At 63.3% G+C, this 17,772-nt stretch carries 12 protein-coding genes; 6 read left to right on the top strand and 6 right to left on the bottom strand.

Annotation, left to right across the window (positions count from 1 at the left end; all coding sequences use genetic code 11):
* Positions 1-116: 116 nt before the first annotated feature.
* The 4 genes from AC1RMF_RS14785 to AC1RMF_RS14800 are packed head-to-tail and all read right to left on the bottom strand — an operon-like array spanning position 117 to position 4,813.
* Positions 117-1,325, bottom strand: a complete 1,209-nt coding sequence (locus AC1RMF_RS14785) for an ABC transporter permease (protein ID WP_342620088.1) — start codon at positions 1,323-1,325, stop codon at positions 117-119.
* Positions 1,325-2,047: an ABC transporter ATP-binding protein gene (locus AC1RMF_RS14790; RefSeq protein ID WP_493142414.1), complete on the bottom strand. Its 723-nt coding sequence runs from the start codon at positions 2,045-2,047 to the stop codon at positions 1,325-1,327. The genes AC1RMF_RS14785 and AC1RMF_RS14790 overlap by 1 nt, the downstream gene beginning before the upstream one ends.
* Positions 2,044-3,360, bottom strand: a complete 1,317-nt coding sequence (locus tag AC1RMF_RS14795; protein WP_493142416.1) for an efflux RND transporter periplasmic adaptor subunit — start codon at positions 3,358-3,360, stop codon at positions 2,044-2,046. Before AC1RMF_RS14795 ends, AC1RMF_RS14790 begins: the two co-directional genes overlap by 4 nt.
* Positions 3,361-3,388: 28 nt before the next feature.
* Positions 3,389-4,813: an efflux transporter outer membrane subunit gene (locus AC1RMF_RS14800; RefSeq protein ID WP_493142417.1), complete on the bottom strand. Its 1,425-nt coding sequence runs from the start codon at positions 4,811-4,813 to the stop codon at positions 3,389-3,391.
* A 160-nt stretch (positions 4,814-4,973) separates the two neighbouring features.
* Here AC1RMF_RS14800 and AC1RMF_RS14805 point away from each other — a divergent pair, with 160 nt between their 5' ends.
* The 6 genes from AC1RMF_RS14805 (at position 4,974) to katG (ending at position 14,534) form a co-directional block, all read left to right on the top strand.
* Positions 4,974-6,386 carry an ethanolamine ammonia-lyase subunit EutB gene (locus tag AC1RMF_RS14805; RefSeq protein ID WP_493142419.1) on the top strand — a complete coding sequence of 471 codons (1,413 nt, stop codon included), beginning with the start codon at positions 4,974-4,976 and terminating at the stop codon, positions 6,384-6,386.
* Entirely contained in the window at positions 6,383-7,222 is an 840-nt protein-coding gene (eutC, locus tag AC1RMF_RS14810; protein ID WP_493142420.1) for an ethanolamine ammonia-lyase subunit EutC, read from the top strand. Before AC1RMF_RS14805 ends, eutC begins: the two co-directional genes overlap by 4 nt.
* 5 nt (positions 7,223-7,227) lie before the next feature.
* Positions 7,228-8,247, top strand: a complete 1,020-nt coding sequence (locus AC1RMF_RS14815; RefSeq protein ID WP_493142422.1) for a pirin family protein — start codon at positions 7,228-7,230, stop codon at positions 8,245-8,247.
* A gap of 15 nt (positions 8,248-8,262) precedes the next feature.
* Positions 8,263-9,162 (top strand): dienelactone hydrolase family protein, encoded by a 900-nt coding sequence (locus AC1RMF_RS14820; protein ID WP_493142424.1) that lies wholly within the window; start codon positions 8,263-8,265, stop codon positions 9,160-9,162.
* Positions 9,163-9,661: 499 nt separating this feature from the next.
* Positions 9,662-12,217, top strand: a complete 2,556-nt coding sequence (locus AC1RMF_RS14825) for a bifunctional diguanylate cyclase/phosphodiesterase (RefSeq protein WP_493142426.1) — start codon at positions 9,662-9,664, stop codon at positions 12,215-12,217.
* A gap of 109 nt (positions 12,218-12,326) precedes the next feature.
* On the top strand, positions 12,327-14,534 hold the full coding sequence (katG, locus tag AC1RMF_RS14830) for a catalase/peroxidase HPI (protein ID WP_493142428.1): 2,208 nt from the start codon (positions 12,327-12,329) through the stop codon (positions 14,532-14,534).
* A 24-nt stretch (positions 14,535-14,558) separates the two neighbouring features.
* Here katG and AC1RMF_RS14835 read toward each other — a convergent pair whose 3' ends face one another.
* The gene (locus AC1RMF_RS14835) at positions 14,559-15,188 is read right to left on the bottom strand and encodes a helix-turn-helix domain-containing protein (protein ID WP_342620099.1); all 630 of its coding nucleotides are present in this window, start codon (positions 15,186-15,188) and stop codon (positions 14,559-14,561) included.
* A 9-nt stretch (positions 15,189-15,197) separates the two neighbouring features.
* Positions 15,198-17,639 carry a GcvT family protein gene (locus AC1RMF_RS14840; protein ID WP_493142430.1) on the bottom strand — a complete coding sequence of 814 codons (2,442 nt, stop codon included), beginning with the start codon at positions 17,637-17,639 and terminating at the stop codon, positions 15,198-15,200.
* Positions 17,640-17,772: the final 133 nt, after the last annotated feature.

Here is a 17,772-nt window from a genome sequence, read left to right on the forward strand (position 1 = left end):
GGCACACGCCCGAATGTGCGGATTCTAGGAATGGGGACTGCAAAAGCCCGCACCTTTGTAGGGAAATTGTGTAACCGGAGGTAACCACCGGCGACCCTATTTACTTCAAGGCAGTGTCACTCGTGGCGCAGCGCTTCAATCGGGTTCAGGCGGGCTGCCCTGCGGGCCGGGAAAAAACCAAATATCACACCGATGGCAGCAGAGAACAGGAAGGACAGCAGGTTCACCGACGGGTTGAACAGATAGGGCACCTGCATCACTGAGGCCAGCAGCACCGAGGCGCCCAAGGCCAGAACCACGCCTATCAGGCCGCCCAGCGAAGACAGCACCACCGCCTCGATCAGGAACTGGGACAACACCTCCCGCTCCAGCGCACCAATGGCCAGGCGCAGTCCGATCTCGCGGGTGCGTTCGGTCACGCTCACCAGCATGATGTTCATGATGCCGATGCCGCCCACCAGCAGACTCACGGCGGCCACTGCGCCCAGCAGCATGGTCATGACCTTGGTGGTGCCGGAGAAGGCCTCGGCCAGTTGCTTGGTGTCGAGCACATTGAAATTGTCCTCATCGCCTTCGGCCAGTTTGCGGCGCTCGCGCAGCAGTTGCGTGAGGCTGGCCTTGAGGCGGGTGGCGTCACTGCCTTCGGCCATGGATACCAGCAAGGTGTTGACGCGTGTGCTACCGGTGATGCGACGTTGCAGCGTCTTGAGGGGGATCAGCACGACATCGTCCTGGTCGTTGCCAAAACTGCCTTGTCCCTTGGAGCCCAGAATGCCGATCACTTCGCAGGAAATCTTCTTGACCCGAAGCTGTTCGCCCAGAACCGGGCGGCTGCCAAACAGTTCCTTGCGCACCGTTTCACCAATCAGACAGACGGCCGAGCCGGCAGTCAACTCGTCATCGGAAAACACGCGGCCGCTGCCCACCGTCCAGTTGCCGGTCACCAGCCAGGCGTTGGTACTGCCGACCACGCTGCTCGACCAGTTGCGGCCGTTGGCTACCAGCGTGGCTGCGCTGCGGCCTTCCGGTGCCACGGCCAGGATGCCGCCGATCTGGCTGGCAATCGCGTCGGCATCGCCGTCCTTGAAGGACGGTGCGGTGGCGCCTGTGCTGCCGGGCCCCATGCGTTGTCCGGGGCGTATCTGCAGCAGATTGATGCCCAGGCCGGATATCTGGTTCTGCACGGCCACCGTGGCGCCATTGCCCAGCGTCACCATGGTGATGACCGCGCTGACACCGATGACGATTCCCAGAATCGTCAGAAAGGATCGAAGCAGGTTGCGCCGGATCGAGCGCAATGCCAGGAGCAGGGTGTTGAGCAACATCAGGCCACCACCTTTGCACCCGTGGGATGGGGATTGATCTCGTCGCTGGCGACCAGGCCGTCTACACAGTGGACTATGCGTTTGGCGTAGGCCGCCATGTCCGGCTCATGGGTGACCATGAGTATGGTGATGCCTTGCGTGACGTTGAGCTGCCACAAGAGGTCCATGATTTCCTGGCTGCGGTGCGTGTCCAGGTTGCCGGTGGGTTCGTCCGCCAGCAGCACGGCCGGCTCGGTCACGATGGCCCGGGCAATGGCCACGCGCTGCTGCTGTCCGCCCGACAGCTCGGCAGGTGTGTGTTGTGCCCACTCGGCCAGTCCCACTGATTCGAGCGCCTTGGCAGCGGCGGCATGGCGCAATTTGGCGGAGCCGCCGCGGTACAGCAGTGGCAGCTCGACGTTCTCCTGGGCCGAGGTACGCGCCAGCAGGTTGAAGCCCTGAAACACAAAACCCAGCGAAAGCCGCCGCAGCCGCGCGCGCTGGTCGCGCGTGAGTGTCTCCACGTGCACGCCCTTGAACAGGTACTCGCCCGAGGTGGGTGTGTCCAGGCAGCCCAGCATGTTCATCAGCGTCGATTTGCCCGAACCGCTGGGGCCCATGACGGCCACAAAGTCGCCGGTTTCGATGGTCAGGTTGATTCCCTTGAGCGCCTGCAGCGCGGTCGCTCCCTCTCCATACACCCGGACGATGTTCCTCAGCTCGATCAGGGGCACAGCACTCATGGCGACGTTGCGGCCGTGCGTTGGTCCGTGATCACCTGCATGCCCACGTCCAGGGCACCGGGCTGAATTTCGGTCATGCGGCCGTCGCTGATGCCGACCTTGACGGCGACTGCCACCGGCGCACCGTCTCGCAGGACCCAGACCTGGGTGCTGCCGCCGGCAGTGCCATTGGCCGAAGACTTGCGCGTGTTGCCTGCGGGCATGCGGGGCAGCAGACTGGAGACGATGCCGCCGCCGGATTTGCCGCCAGCAGCCGCGTCGCTCGACGGGGTGAAGCGCAGGGCCGTATTGGGCACTAGAAGCACGCCCTCCCGTTCCGTGGATGTGATGGTGCTGGTGGCTGTCATGCCGGGGCGCAGACTCAGGTCGGTATTGCTCACATCCATGTAGGTGATGTAGGTCACCACGTTGTCGGTGGTGGTGGAGCCGTAGGCGACGCGCGTGATGGTTGCCGGGTACTTGCGCGATGGATAGGCACTGACAGTGAAGCTGGCCTTCTGCCCCACCTTGACGGAGCCAACGTCGGCCTCATCCACATTGACCTGCAGCTTCAGCTTGGACAGGTCTTCGGCAATGGTGAACAGGGTCACGGCCTGCAGCGATGCAGCCACGGCATTGCCTGGATCCACCGAACGGCTCAGCACCACGCCGTCAATGGGCGAGCGGATGGAGCCGCGTGTCAGATTGGTTTCATCGGTGGAGATGGTGGCCCGGGCCGACACCACGTTGGCACGGGCACTGGCTTCGTCGGCCACGGCACGGTCCAGGGTGGCGCGCGCGGTATCCAGCTCGGATTTGGCGGGCACCTTGCCACCCGACAGGCGTGACACTTCTTCCAGACGTGCCAGACTGGCCTGCGACTCCTTGACGGTGGCCACGGCTTGCGCGACCTGTGCCTGTGAAACTTGTAGCGCTGCGCGCGAACGCGTGACCTGGTCTTCCAGCTTGGAGGTATCCAGTTCGACCAGCACTTGGCCTTTCTTCACCTGGTCATTGACATCCACCAGAACCCGCTTGACCGTGCCCGAGAGTTCGCTGCCGATGCTGACCGAGCGCGTGGGCTGCAGCGTACCGTTGGCATTGACCGACAGCGTGAGCTTGCCGCGCGTGACGGCTTCGGTCACATACACGGGGGCGGACTTGGCCCGGTTGCTTGCCTGCCAATAGAGCAGACCGGAGACAGTAATCAACAGCAGCGCCGTCACGATCCATACCGTGGGCCGACGCCACCAGACGCGGCCCGGTGCATCTTCGAGCAGGGCCTGCAGTTCCGCAGTGGACTGTGTGTCTGTAGGTGGAGTGGGCGTTGTCATAGGGAAAGTCGGTTCAATGGGTTGTGATTCAGTTCCAGCCGCCGCCCAGCGCCTTGAACAGGCGTACATGGTCTGCGCTGATGGTTGCCTGCGTACTGGCAACACTGTCCTGCGCGGTCAGCAGGGTGCGCTGGGTCTGCAGCACGGTTTGAAAGTCGATCAGGCCACTGGCATAGCGTTGCCGGGCCAGCAGGTCGGCATTAGCCGCAGCGGTTGCCGCAGCCTCCAATCTTTGCAACTGGCTCTGATCACCCGAGAGTGCAACCAGCGCATCTTCCACGTTCTGCAGCGCGGTCAATACAGTTGATTCGTAATTCACGCGGGCCTGCTCCAGCACGGCTTCCTGCACCCGCACCTGCGCGCGCGCCGCGCCGCCGTCCAGCAGCGGAGCGGTCACGCTGGCAAGCAAGGAACTGACAGCTGGTGCACCGTTGAAGGCGCTGAGGGACAGTGCGCTCAGACCCAGGGATCCGCTCAGGTTGAAGCTGGGGTACCGTGCGGCGTCTGCCGCCGACAGGCGCGACAAGGCTGCGCGTATGCGCGCCTCTGCGGCACGCACATCGGGGCGCTGGCGCAGCGTCTGTGCCGGAATGTCCAAGGCCAGATCGCTGGCGGCCAGCGGTATGGGTTGTGGTGTGGAGACCAGGGCCTGCAAGGCATTGGGGGATTGGCCGGTGAGCACGGCCAGGCTGTGGCTGGACTTGGCGATGCTGGTCTGCAAGGCGGGCACTTGCGCAGCCGTCTGCTCCGTGGAGGTCTGTGCCTGTTCCACCTCCAGGGACGTGACCAAGCCCGCCTGGGCGCGCCATTGGGTGAGTTGCAGGGTCTCCTGCTGGCTGGCCAGGTTGTCGCGGGCGATCTGCAGCTGCGCCTGCTGGCCGCGCAACTGGATATAGGCCAAAGCCACCTCGGCGGCGATGGACACCTGCACATCCGCCAGCGAGGCCTGGGATGCCTGGGCGTCGAAATCGGTCGCATTCAGGGTGTGGTTCAGCTTGCCAAAGACATCCAGCTCCCAGCTGGCATCCAGGCCGACGTTGTAGGTGTTGACCGCATCGGCACTGCCGGTCTGGCTGCGCTGCGCACTGGCAGATGCATTGAGGCTGGGCGCGCTATTGCCCTGCTGCACGTCACGCAGCGCGCGGGACTGCCGCAACGTGGCCTGTGCCACGCGCACATCCGTATTGGATTTCAGGCTTTGCGTCACCAGGTCGCCCAGCATGGGATCGTTGAACCGGTTCCACCACCGGGCCAGATCGCTTGGCTGAGCCGATGCGGCAACAGACCATGCAGAGGGAACCGCAACCTCCACCCCGGTATCGGTTACCGCAACGGTAGAGGCACAGCCGCCCAGCCCTGCAGCCATTGCAATCCACAGCGCTGCGCCCATGCGGGTCAAAGGTTCATGGCGACTGCCGGGTGAATGAGAGACAAGGCGTTCAATCAAAAGCATGTCCTGAATTCTCCCATCGGGAATGACGCTATTTTTTCCTGATGGTAAAGACGAAAACCGTGGCGATAGGACCGGTTGCGCAGTGACCATTCCGCGGATGAAAGGCAGATTCGGATGGCTTGTCATATAGTGCATCCACCTGTCAGCTGCGATTAAATACATGTTGTACCGTCATACCTTTGGGCATCACACTTTTTCCTTCGCGGACTTGCGGACCCTGCTGGCATGTGCCAGCCCGCTACGCTCTGGCGATCAGCTTGCGGGGGTCGCCGCGGCCAATGCGCAGGAGCGCGTGGCCGCACAAATGGCACTGGCGCAAGTTCCCCTGAAGGCGTTTCTGCAGGAGGCCGTGGTGCCGTATGAAGAAGACACCGTCACCCGCCTGATCCTGGACAGCCACGATGCCGCCGCCTTTGCACCGGTCAGCCATCTCACGGTGGGCGACTTTCGCAACTGGCTGTTGAGTGAAGCGGCGGACGCTGCCGCGCTTGCCGCATTGGCGCCAGGTCTGACACCCGAGATGGTGGCCGCGGTGAGCAAGATCTGCCGCCTGCAGGACCTGGTGCTGATTGCGCGCAAATGCCAGGTCGTTACCCGCTTTCGCGGCACCATCGGTTTGCCGGGCCGTCTGTCCACCCGCCTGCAACCCAACCATCCGACCGATGACGCCAAAGGCATTGCAGCCAGCCTGCTCGACGGCCTGTTGCAAGCCAGCGGCGACGCCGTCATCGGCATCAACCCGGCCACCGACAACGTGCCCCAGGTCACACGCCTGCTCCACATGCTCGACGAGGTGATTCGCGGCCACCAGATTCCCACCCAGTCCTGCGTGCTGACCCATGTGACCAACACCCTGCAGGCCATGGAGCGCGGTGCACCGGTGGACCTGGTGTTCCAGTCGATTGGTGGAACCGAAGGCACCAACCGCAGCTTCGGCATAGACCTCAACCTGCTGGCAGAGGCGCGGGAGGCGGCACTCGCCCTGCGCCGCGGTACGGTGTTTGCCGACGGCACGCGTGGTGACAACGTGATGTATTTCGAGACCGGCCAGGGCAGCGCCCTGTCGGCCAATGCCAACCATGGCTGCGACCAGCAGACCATCGAGGCACGGGCCTATGCCGTCGCGCGCCACTACAAGCCGCTGCTGGTCAACACCGTGGTGGGTTTCATCGGGCCGGAATATCTGTATGACGGCAAGCAGATCATCCGCGCCGGTCTGGAGGACCACTTCTGCGGCAAGCTGCTGGGCGTGCCCATGGGCTGCGACGTTTGCTACACCAACCACGCCGAGGCCGACTCCGACGACATGGACGCCCTGCTCACCCTGCTGTGCGCGGCGGGCTGCAACTTCATCATGGGCATTCCCGGCTCCGACGACATCATGCTCAACTACCAGAGCACGTCCTTCCACGACGCGCTGGTGATGCGCCAGATCCTGGGCGTGCGCCCGGGTCCCGAATTCGAGGAGTGGCTTTTCAAGATGCATATCCTGCAACCGGGCAGCACCCGACTGACCCAGGCGGTGGCTCCCGGCATGCAGGCCGCCATGCTGGCTTTGACAGGTGCGCAATGAACAACCCCATCCCCTCTTCCACACCCCACGACGCGTTGGACGCGGACGCCGAAGACACGCTGAATCCGTCCCATATCCACCAACCCTGGTCCGCCTTGCGCCAGTTCACCGACGCACGCATCGCACTGGGCCGTGCCGGCCAGAGCCTGCCCACCACCGCCCACCTGCAGTTCCAGTGGGCCCATGCACAGGCCCGTGATGCGGTGCATATCCCGCTGGATGTGGCCAGCGTCGAACAGCCTTTGCAAGCAATGGGGATCGAAACCCTGGCCTTGCACAGTGCTGCACCGGACCGGCGCAGCTACCTGCAAAGGCCCGACTGGGGCCGCAAGCTGGACGAGCTTTCAGGCGTCACGCTGCAGCGCTGGCGCGCGCAGCATGCCGATGCCGCCCAGCCTGATGTCTGCATCGTGGTGGCCGACGGCCTGTCGCCCCTGGCCATCCACAGCAATGCGCTGGCCTTCATACAGCTGCTGCTGGAGCGGCTGCAGAACGACACACCCACTTGGCAGGTGGCACCGGTGTGCGTGGTGCAGCAGGGGCGCGTGGCGGTGGGTGACGACATCGGCGAGCGGCTGGCCGCCAAGCTGGTCATCGTGCTCATCGGTGAACGCCCGGGCCTGAGCTCGCCTGACAGCCTGGGGATCTACATGACCTGGGCTCCGCGTGTGGGCTGCACCGATGCGCAGCGCAACTGCATCTCCAATGTGCGCAGCGCCGGTCTGGCGTTGAAGGACGCCGCCTACAAATTGCACGGGCTGATGCGCCAGGCGCGTACCTTGCAGCTGACCGGTGTGGGGTTGAAGGACGATGCGCCTTCATTCATTGCCGAGTAACCACCATGTCTACACATCCCATCCTCAACATCCAGCCCCTGTCATTCCCCTGGCAGACCATAGACCCCTTCCTGTTCTGCGTGCATCACAACGACGCCTATCCCGCAGGCAATGCAACGATGGGGCCGCAAGCCTCGCTGGCGGGCCGCAACATCGGTCAGGACTTCTCCGGCAAGGACGGCTGGAGCATGTACCACGGTGAGGGCGTACCGGGCTTTCCCGCCCACCCGCACCGCGGCTTTGAGACCGTCACCATCGTGCGCAAGGGGCGTATCGACCATTCAGATTCCGCCGGTGCCACCGCGCGCTTCGGCGATGGGGATGTGCAGTGGCTCACCGCAGGCAAGGGCATCGTCCATTGCGAAATGTTTCCCCTGCTGCACCAGGACGCACCCAACCCCACCGAGCTGTTCCAGATCTGGCTCAACCTGCCAGCCAAAAGCAAGATGGCCGAGCCGCGCTTCACCATGTTCTGGAACGAAGACATTCCCCAGCAGGAGTTCCGTGATGCGCAGGGCGCGCTGACCCGTGTGGCGAACATTGCCGGTGCGCTGACACCGGTCCCTTGTCTGCCGCCACCACCGGATTCGTGGGCGGCCCAGGCGGATGCCGATGTGGCCATACTCACCATCAAGATGGCACCCGGTGCACGCTGGACCTTGCCCGCAGCGCAAAGTGCGCGAACACGGCGGCAGCTGTACTTCTTTGAAGGTGGTCATCTGAGCATTGCGGGGCAGGCCATCCCGCCCGCCTCTGCCGTCACCGTGGCGGGTGACCAGGCCGTGGAGCTGGTCAATGGTGCAGAGGAGTCCGAGCTGCTGCTGTTGCAGGGCCGGCCCATTGGTGAGCCGGTGGCGCAGTACGGCCCCTTTGTCATGAACACCCAGGCCGAAATCCAGCAGGCCTTTGCCGACTACCGCAGGACAGAGTTTGGTGGCTGGCCCTGGGGTGCTGCTGACCCGGTGCATCCCCGCACCAAGGGGCGCTTTGCAATACACACCGATGGCAAGCTGGAAGAGCGTTAGAAAAGAACACCACACATGACACGACTGAGCGCCAAGGATTTTCAGCCCGAGGTTCTGCAACTGTTCGATCGCTATGTGCATGGCGACATCAGCCGACGCGGTTTTCTGGATATGGCGACCCGCATGGCAGGCTCTGCTACTGCAGCGGCCGGACTGCTGGTGGCACTGAGTCCGCAGTTTGCACAGGCGCAGCAGGTATCGCCGCGCGATCCCCGCCTGGAGACCAGCTACCAGACCATTGCCTCGCCCCGGGGCAACGGCAGCATCAAGGGCTATCTGGTCAAGCCCGCCGGTGTCAGCGCCAAGTTGCCGACCATTCTGGTGGTCCACGAAAACCGCGGACTCAATCCGCATATCGAAGACATTGCGCGCCGGCTCGCGCTGGAAGGTTTTCTGGTCTTTGCACCTGATGCACTGACCACTTTGGGGGGCTATCCGGGTGATGAAGACAAGGCGCGTGACCTGTTTGCCAAGCTCGATGGCGGCAAGAACCTGCAGGACTTCCTGGCCTGTGCCAACGCCCTGTTGACCATGCCCCAGAGCAATGGAAAGGTCGGCGCGGTGGGCTTTTGTTATGGCGGCGGTGTGGTCAATGCCTTGGCCACACGCATGCCCGAACTGCTTGCAGCGGTACCCTTCTACGGAGCGCAACCGCCGGCCCAGGATGTGCCAAAGATCCATGCCGCGCTGCTGATCCACTACGCCGGTGCCGATGACCGTGTCAACGCCGGCTGGCCTGCCTACGAGGCCGCACTCAAGGCGGCGGGCAAGCCGTATGAGGCGTACATCTATCCCGGCGTGCAGCATGGTTTCAACAACGACACCACGCCGCGCTTCGACCCCGAGGCGGCGGCGCTGGCATGGCAGCGCACAGTGGCTTTTTTCAAGACCCGGCTCAGCGTGGCGCCTGCGTAGACTGTGCGCCTGCGCGGCGTGATACAGAGCGCGACGGCCTCCTTGCTGACGGTGAAGACCTAGGGCGGCGAAAGCGTCGCCCTGCAGTTGCCGCGAACCCCGTGATTTCGGAAGTGTTTCCCATGGTGCTGGCGGACATCCAGGTGGGCCGCTTCCTAGGCACCGCAGCCATGCCCAGGCAGATGGCAGCCTGAAGTCGATTGCGGTGATGGTGTTTCCGGAGTCAGCCCGCGGCAAGGCAGTTGTGCTGCCGTACTGAACGGCTTTCAGCGCATCACTCGGCTGCGCGAGGTGCTAAAGGTACCGCTGGCGAAGGGATGTTTCTTTCTTGAGCAAAGACGGCACGTCCGGCTTGTTGAGATGACATCCACCAACCAATTCGAATACCAAGTTTGCAATGCCAATTCCGCGGAATTGCTATGACAAAATGGTCCGCTAGGCAATTGAGGTGACCCGGCACTGCGGGTTCTGAATCAACAACGATTGGAAAGGGGAGCCAATGGCAATGGGCAGCCGTGCTGATGGAGTGAAGGCGTCGGGCTTTGGGCCTCTGAAATCGGCACTGTTCATTGTTGTCCTGGCGGCCCTGGGATACCTTGCCCTCTGGGGGGAATTCAGCGGAAAGGACTTCATCATCCCGCAGTACCTCATCCTGCATACCGTCATGGAGATGGCTGCCATCGTGGTGGCCATGCTGGGCGCGGGCATTGTCTGGAATGCCTATGCGTCGGAAAGGCCGGGGCATCTGGTGCTGCTGGGCGTGCTGCTGTTTGGTACCGGGCTGCTGGACTTTGCGCACATGCTCTCCGTTCCTGGCATGCCGTACATGATTACCCCGGCTGAAGTCCAGAAGTCCATCACCTTCTGGCTGGCCGCCAGAACCTTGCCGGCGATTGGGCTGTGCATCACGGCCGTGGGTTCCAGGGAACCGCTGAAGGATGCCCGCAGCCGGTTTGCCATGGCCGCAGGTGTGCTGCTGTACGTGGGGCTGGTTTATTGGGCAGCGCTGTTTCACATGGAATGGGTGCCCAGCTTCTATGTGCCATTGCAGGGCCTGACGGTCTACAAGGTCGGATACGAATACGTCCTGGTGGCGATGTATGGATTTGCCGCCTTGTGGATGCTGCGCAGGCTGTTGCGTGAGTACCGGCGCACCCTGGCGCATCTGTTCGTGGCATCTGCCATTGCGGCGATATCGGAGCTGTGCTTCACCCTGTATCGCTCGCATGGCGACCTGTTCAACCTGGTTGGGCACTTCTACAAGATTGTTTGCTATGTGTTCATCTTCCGCGCCGTCTTTGCCTCCAGCGTGCGCCAGCCCTTTGAGTCCCTGCATGCGGCGCTCGACAATGAAAAGCGACTGGCTGAGCAGAACCGGTCTGTCGTGCGGACGTTGGACTTGCTCGAGGAAGCGGTGCTGGAGCTCGACGGGCAGTGCCGCCTGATCAACTCCAATGCCGGATGGCGGGCCATCGCCGGAGATGACGCAGTGCGGGACACGCATCTGCTGACCCATGTGCACCCCGATGACCGCTCAGGGTTCGAGCTGCAATTCAACGCGTTGGTGACGGGCGTCAAGGATGAAGTGCATGGTCGCTTCCGGTTCGGTTCCGCTGAGCGGACCGACAAGTGGTTCGAATGCCGCTTCGTCGCGGAACGCAATGCGTTCAGCGGCACCACGTCTGTGCGTGGCGTGATGCACGACATTACCAAGGTCTATCTGCAGGAGCGCCACATTCACCACATGGCGCTGCACGATGCGCTGACCGGTCTGCCCAACCGCGTGCTGCTGGAAGACCGCATCCAGCAGGCCATCCAGCACGCAAATCGTTCGGCGCGGCGTATTGCGGTGTGCTTTGTGGACCTGGACCATTTCAAGGACATCAATGACGCCTATGGTCACAAGGTGGGAGACGAGCTGCTGCTGGCTATTGCACACCGGTTACGTGACTGCCTGCGCGAGGGGGACACGCTGGCACGCTGGGGCGGAGACGAGTTTGTGGCATTGCTGCACAACCTGAGTGAGCCTGGATCGGAACGGCAGGTTGCGCAGAAGATGATTGCCGTGGCGCGCGAGCCGCTGGAGATTGCGGGTATCGCAGTGAGCAGCGCCTTCAGCATGGGCATTGCGGTCTATCCGGATGACGAACCTTCGGGCGACATCGACGCCTTGTTGGCACAGGCGGACCGTGCCATGTTCTACGCAAAGTCACAGGGGCGCAACAACTTCCAGTTCTACTCGGAAGTGGCCGGCAAGGGAACCGGAAAAAAGGATCTGTACGTCCAGGCCAAGCTGGCACGTGCCATCCATGCCGGCACCATCACCGCGTGGTTCCAGCCCTTGGTCAATGCGCGTTCGGTGCTCGAGGGCCAGCCTCGCATGGAAGGCGTGGAAGTGCTGGCGCGATGGCACGATGAAGAACTGGGCTGGGTTGCGCCGGGCAGCTTCATCACCATGGCAGAAAACCTGGGGTTGATCGGAGACCTCAGCACGCAGGTCCGACGTACCGGCTTTGCGGCTTTGCGCGAGTGGCAGCAGGAGCTGCCGGATCTGAAGATGTCCATCAACATCTCCAAGCGGCAGCTGTTCTCGGTGGACTTCATCTCCGATCTGCTTGCCGATGTGCAGACTTACGGACTGCAGCCGCGCGACATCCAGCTGGAGATCACGGAGTCTGTCGCATTGGCTGATGTCACCTACGCGGACGAGCGCTTGCGCTCTCTTGCTGCAGCAGGGTTCAGCTTATCGATTGATGACTTCGGCACCGGCTATGCGTCGCTGTCGCAATTGCACGACCTGCCCATTGGTGAATTGAAGATCGACATTTCCTTTGTGCGCCGTCTGCATACCGAGGACGGCTACCGCATGGTGCAGGGCATTCTGGGCCTGGCCAAGGCACTTCGACTGAGCACGGTGGCCGAAGGTGTGGAGGACGCAGACACGGCGCGCTTATTGGGCGAGATGGGTGTGGATCTGCTCCAGGGCTATTTCTTTGCCCGCCCCTGCTCGCGCGAAGACTTTGTGGCGCTGCCTCTCTTTGCCGGTGTTCATTGAGGTGCTCGCATAAGTTGCTGTGCTATTGCGGGCATTGGTGAATGCAATTGGCGTTCATCCGCAAGCCCACCTACACTGAACTTCGCTTTCATCGCAACCGGAGTCCAGCATGTCAAAAGAAGCCCAATGTCCTTTTCCACACGCTGCCCAAAAGACAGCCACAGCCGCCGCGCCATCCAACGCTGACTGGTGGCCTCATCAGATCAAGCTTGGAATCCTGCATCAGCATGCGGCAGAGTCCAACCCCATGGGGGCAGACTTCGATTACGCGCAGGAGTTCAAGAGCCTGGACTTGCATGCCGTGGTCAAGGACCTGCATGCGTTGATGGTGGATTCGCAGGACTGGTGGCCTGCGGACTGGGGTCACTACGGCGGCCTCATGATCCGCATGGCCTGGCACTCTGCCGGCACCTACCGCGTGGGCGACGGCCGTGGCGGTGCGGGCAGTGGCAACCAACGCTTTGCTCCGCTCAACAGCTGGCCCGACAACGGCAACCTCGACAAGGCGCGTCGCCTGCTCTGGCCCATCAAGCAGAAGTACGGGCGCAAGCTCTCCTGGGCCGACCTCATCATCCTGGCCGGCAACGTGGCGCTGGAATCCATGGGCTTCAAGACCTTCGGCTTTGCCGGTGGCCGCGTCGACATCTGGGAGCCTGAGCAGGACGTCTACTGGGGTTCGGAGAAAGCCTGGCTGGCCACCAGCGACAAGGAAAACAGCCGCTACAGCGGGGACCGCAATCTGGAGAATCCATTGGCTGCGGTGCAGATGGGTCTCATCTATGTGAACCCCGAGGGCCCCGATGGCAAGCCCGATCCGGTGGCGTCCGGCCGCGACGTGCGTGAGACCTTTGCCCGCATGGCCATGAACGACGAAGAGACCGTAGCCCTGGTGGCCGGTGGCCATACCTTCGGCAAGGCGCACGGCGCAGGCGATCCGGCCCTGGTCGGTCCCGAGCCGGAAGCAGCGCCGCTGGAAGAGCAAGGCCTGGGCTGGATCAACAAGTTTGGCACTGGCAAAGGTGTGCACACCACCACCAGCGGTATCGAGGGCGCCTGGAAGCCCAACCCCACGACCTGGGACAACGGCTACTTCGACATGCTGTTCGGTTACGAATGGGAGCTGACCAAGAGCCCTGCCGGCGCCCACCAGTGGGTCGCCCGCAACGTCAAGCCGGAGCACATGATTCCCGACGCGCACGACGCCAGCAAGAAGCACCCGCCCATGATGACCACGGCCGACATGTCGCTGCGCATGGACCCGGTGTACGAGAAGATTTCGCGTCGCTTCCACCAGGACCCCGCAGCGTTTGCCGATGCCTTTGCCCGCGCCTGGTTCAAGCTCACCCACAGGGACATGGGGCCGCGCGCCCGCTATCTGGGTCCTCTGGTTCCCCAGGAAGAGCTGATCTGGCAGGACCCCATTCCGGCAGTCAACCACGCGCTGGTGAATGAACAGGATGTTGCAGGACTCAAGGTCCAGGTGCTGGCCAGCGGTCTCACCGTTGCCCAATTGGTCGCTACCGCATGGGCATCGGCCTCTACGTTCCGCGGCAGTGACAAGCGTGGTGGAGCCAATGGCGCCCGCATCCGCCTGGCGCCGCAGAAAGATTGGGCCGTCAACCAATCCGCAGAGTTGCAAGAAGTGCTGCGCAAGCTCGAAGGCATTCAGCAGCAGTTCAACAGCGCGCAGTCCGGCGGCAAGCAGATCTCGCTGGCGGACCTCATCGTGCTGGCGGGCAATGCGGCGGTAGAGGCCGCAGCCAGCGCCGCCGGTCAGACTGTGACGGTACCGTTTGCACCGGGTCGTATGGACGCCAGTCAGGCACAGACCGATGTGGAATCTTTTGCCGTGCTGGAGCCGCAGGCAGATGGATTTCGCAACTACACGCGTGCCGGTCTGGAAGATGCGGCCGCCGAGTTGCTGCTGGACAAGGCGCAACAGCTCACGCTGACGGCGCCGGAGATGACGGTGTTGGTAGGCGGCCTGCGCGTCCTGGGCGCCAACGCAGGTCACACCCCGCACGGTGTGTTCACCTCCCGGGCCGGAGCACTGCACAACGACTTTTTCGTGAACCTGCTCGACATGCGCACCAAGTGGAGCCGGTCGTCTACTGCGGGCGTGTTTGAGGGGCGTGATCGCAGCACAGGGGTGGTGAGGTGGACCGGAACGGTGGCCGATCTGGTCTTTGGCTCCAATGCCCAACTGCGCGCGCTGGCCGAGGTCTACGCCGCCAGCGATGCAGAGCAGAAGTTCGTGCACGACTTCGTGGCCGCCTGGACCAAGGTCATGAACCTGGATCGTTTCGACCTCGCCTAAGTGCCGCAGCCTGGCCGCCGCGCTTCAGTAGTGCGGCGGCGTGATCACCCACAGCACCTGGGTCGTGTCTTTGCCATGGTTGGCACAGCGGTGCACCTCGGTGCTTTTGAAGGAGAAACTGTCGCCCGCGTTCAGCGTGAAGTGCCGGCCCGATACCCACAGCTCCAGCGTGCCCGCCAACACCAGTCCGGCCTCGGCGCCATCGTGGCTGTAGTCCTCGCTGTCGGCACCGGGGGCGATGGAGCTGATCAGCAACTCCAGCGGCCCGCTCAGGTTGGGTGACAGCAGCTCTTCAGTGATGCCCAGACCGGTGAACGACATGCGGCGCCGGTTGTTGGCGCGCACCACGATATCGCGTTCGGCGGCCACACCATCGTTGCTTTGCTGGAAGAACCAGTTCATGTGCACACCCAGCACATCGCTGATCTTCTTGAGCACGCCTATGGGCAGACGCGAATGGTTGCGCTCCAACTGGCTCAGGTAACCCACTGAAATACCCGCGGCCTGTGACACCTCCTTGAGCGTCAGATTGCGTGCCTTGCGCAGGTCGCGCAGCTGTTCGCCAATCGACGCCTCCGGGTCGAACGCAGACGGCTGCGCATCGTCAGTCGCAGGGTCGTCGGGATGGGGCAGGCGGGCTGCTTGAATGGCCATGGCGTGATGTTAGCCCCGAATGCGCGCACCCTTGGGGTCGTAGAAGGCGGTAAGCGTTGCCTCGGCAGCAAAGCGCTCGCCCGCCACCTCGATCTCGTAGCGTCCTTGCAGTGGTGCAGCGGCTTGGGTCGCGTCACCGAACTCCACGTAGCCCATGCCCAGCGACTTGCCGATCGCGTGGCCGAACATACCCGAGGTGATGCGCCCCACGATCACGCCATCGCGCAGAATGGGTTCGTTGTGGTAGAGCAGCGGTGTAGTGTCTTGCAGTGCGAACTGCAGCAGCCTGCGCGTCACGCCACGGGCCTTCTGCGCCAGCAAAGCCTCCTTGCCGATGAAGCCATCGGGCTTGTTCCAGGCCACCGCAAAGCCCAGGCCGGCCTGCAGCGGTGTGTCTTCATCGCTGATGTCGTGGCCCCAGTGGCGGTAGCCCTTTTCCATGCGCAGGGAGTTGAGCGCGTGGTAGCCCGCGAGCTTCAGGCCAAAGGCCTTGCCCGCTTCCATCAGCACATCGAATACACCGGCAGCGCATTCCGTGGGAATGTAGAGCTCCCAGCCCAGTTCGCCCACATAGGTGATACGGCTGGCGCGTACACGCGCATAGCCCAGGTCGATGACTTGCGAGGTGCCGAAGGGGAAGGCGGCGTCCGACATGTCGGCTGGCGTCAGGCTGGCCAGCAGCTCGCGCGAGCGCGGCCCCATGACGCTGAGCACGGCCATGCTGGAGGTCACATCCACCGCAAGGGCGCGTGCGTCGGCCGGGATGTTGCGCTGCAGCCAGGTGAAGTCGCGCGTCTGCGTGGCCGCTGCCGTCACCACCAAGTAGCGGTCGGGCGCCTCGCGGGTGATGGTGAGGTCGGCCTCGATGCCGCCACGCACATTGAGCCACTGGGTGTAGACAATCTTGCCCACCGGCACGGCCACATCGTTGGCGCTGATCTGGTTGAGCACGCGTTCGGCATCGGGCCCCTGCACCACGAACTTGGCAAAGGACGACTGGTCGAACAGACCCACACTCTCGCGCACCGCCAGATGCTCGGCGGCGCTGTGTTCAATCCAGTTCTGGCGCCCATAGCTGTAGACGTACTGCGGCTGCACGCCTTCGGGCGCAAACCAGTTGGCGCGCTCCCAGCCCGCGGTTTCGCCAAAGCAGGCGCCCTGCGCGGCCAGGCGGTCGTGCAGCATGGATTTGCGCACGCCGCGCGCCGTCTCAGGTTGGCGGAAGGGCCAGTGCATGGCGTAGAGCAGGCCCAGCGTTTCCACCGTGCGGTCGCGCAGGTACTGCTTGTTGCGCTGGAACTGCATGCAGCGGCGGATGTCCACATCCCACAGGTCCATGGGCGGATGGCCGTCCACGATCCAGTCGGCCAGCACCTTGCCGGCACCACCGGCGGACTGGATGCCGATGGAGTTGAAGCCCGCTGCCACAAACAGGTTGCGCACCTCCGGCGTTTCGCCCAGCAGGTAGCGGTCATCGGGGGTGAAGCTCTCGGGGCCGTTGAAGAACAGGTTGATGCCGGTGTGTTCCAGCTGCGGCACGCGGTGCATGGCCGCAGTCAACAGCGGTTCGATGTGTTCCAGGTCGTCGGGCAACTGGTCGAAGCAGAACGACTGCGGGATGCCCTGCATGCCCCAGGGCTTGGCCACGGGTTCGAACCAGCCCACCAGCAGCTTGCCCGCATCCTCCTTGAAGTAGGCGCAACCGTCGGGGTCGCGTAGCACCGGAAGGTCGGCATGCAGCCCGGCCATGGGTTCGGTGACGATGTAGAAGTGCTCGGCCGCATGCAGCGGCACGGTGGTGCCGGCCTGGGCACCCAGCTCGTGCGCCCACATGCCGCCGCAGTTGACCACAGTGTCGGCGCGGATCTCGCCACGCGCCGTGCGCACGCCCACGGCGCGGCCGTTCTCGACCAGGATCTTCTCTACCGCCGTGTCTTCAAAGATGCGCGCACCCCGGCTCTTGGCGCCCTTGGCCAGGGCCTGCGTGGTGTCTATGGGGTTGGTGCGCCCGTCCTTGGGCAGGAAGACGCCGCCCACCACATCGCTGCCGTGCATGCCGGGCCACAGCGCCATCACTTCTGTGGGCGTGAGCGTCTGCACCTCCAGGCCGAAGCACTTGGCCATGGAGGCACCGCGGCGCAGTTCCTCAAAGCGCTCGGTATGGGTGGCAATGGCAAGCGAGCCGGTCTGGCGGAATCCCGTGGCCTGTCCGGTTTCCTGTTCCAGCGAGGCATACAACCCGGTGGTGTACTGCGCCAGGCGCGTCATGTTGTGGGTGGCCCGCAGCTGGCCCACCAGCCCGGCGGCATGCCAGGTGGTGCCGCAGGTGAGCTGGCGGCGCTCCAGCAGCACCACGTCCTTGCAGCCGCGCAGAGTCAGGTGATAGGCCAGGCTGACGCCCACCACGCCGCCGCCCACGATGACCACATTCGCTTGGTTTGGCAGTTCCATAAGGCCTCCGGAAAGTTAAAGTTTGGCAGAAATTTTTCCTACCGTGAAATTTTGTGACAAATTTTCACGAAGGCTACTACAATTTGCCAAGACCAACAATGGCGAGAAAAGACCAGGGCCATTGCCATAGAGA

This window comes from Rhodoferax sp. GW822-FHT04A08 (genome assembly GCF_058801025.1).

Bases quoted from the DNA above. Each gene is read 5' to 3' on its own strand.
- katG (WP_493142428.1), top strand. From the start codon at position 12,327: ATGTCAAAAGAAGCCCAATGTCCTTTTCCACACGCTGCCCAAAAGACA.
- AC1RMF_RS14800 (WP_493142417.1), bottom strand. From the start codon at position 4,813: ATGCTTTTGATTGAACGCCTTGTCTCTCATTCACCCGGCAGTCGCCAT.
- AC1RMF_RS14785 (WP_342620088.1), bottom strand. From the start codon at position 1,325: ATGTTGCTCAACACCCTGCTCCTGGCATTGCGCTCGATCCGGCGCAAC.
- AC1RMF_RS14815 (WP_493142422.1), top strand. From the start codon at position 7,228: ATGTCTACACATCCCATCCTCAACATCCAGCCCCTGTCATTCCCCTGG.
- AC1RMF_RS14795 (WP_493142416.1), bottom strand. From the start codon at position 3,360: ATGACAACGCCCACTCCACCTACAGACACACAGTCCACTGCGGAACTG.
- eutC (WP_493142420.1), top strand. From the start codon at position 6,383: ATGAACAACCCCATCCCCTCTTCCACACCCCACGACGCGTTGGACGCG.
- AC1RMF_RS14825 (WP_493142426.1), top strand. From the start codon at position 9,662: ATGGCAATGGGCAGCCGTGCTGATGGAGTGAAGGCGTCGGGCTTTGGG.
- AC1RMF_RS14820 (WP_493142424.1), top strand. From the start codon at position 8,263: ATGACACGACTGAGCGCCAAGGATTTTCAGCCCGAGGTTCTGCAACTG.
- AC1RMF_RS14805 (WP_493142419.1), top strand. From the start codon at position 4,974: ATGTTGTACCGTCATACCTTTGGGCATCACACTTTTTCCTTCGCGGAC.
- AC1RMF_RS14835 (WP_342620099.1), bottom strand. From the start codon at position 15,188: ATGGCCATTCAAGCAGCCCGCCTGCCCCATCCCGACGACCCTGCGACT.
- AC1RMF_RS14790 (WP_493142414.1), bottom strand. From the start codon at position 2,047: ATGAGTGCTGTGCCCCTGATCGAGCTGAGGAACATCGTCCGGGTGTAT.
- AC1RMF_RS14840 (WP_493142430.1), bottom strand. From the start codon at position 17,639: ATGGAACTGCCAAACCAAGCGAATGTGGTCATCGTGGGCGGCGGCGTG.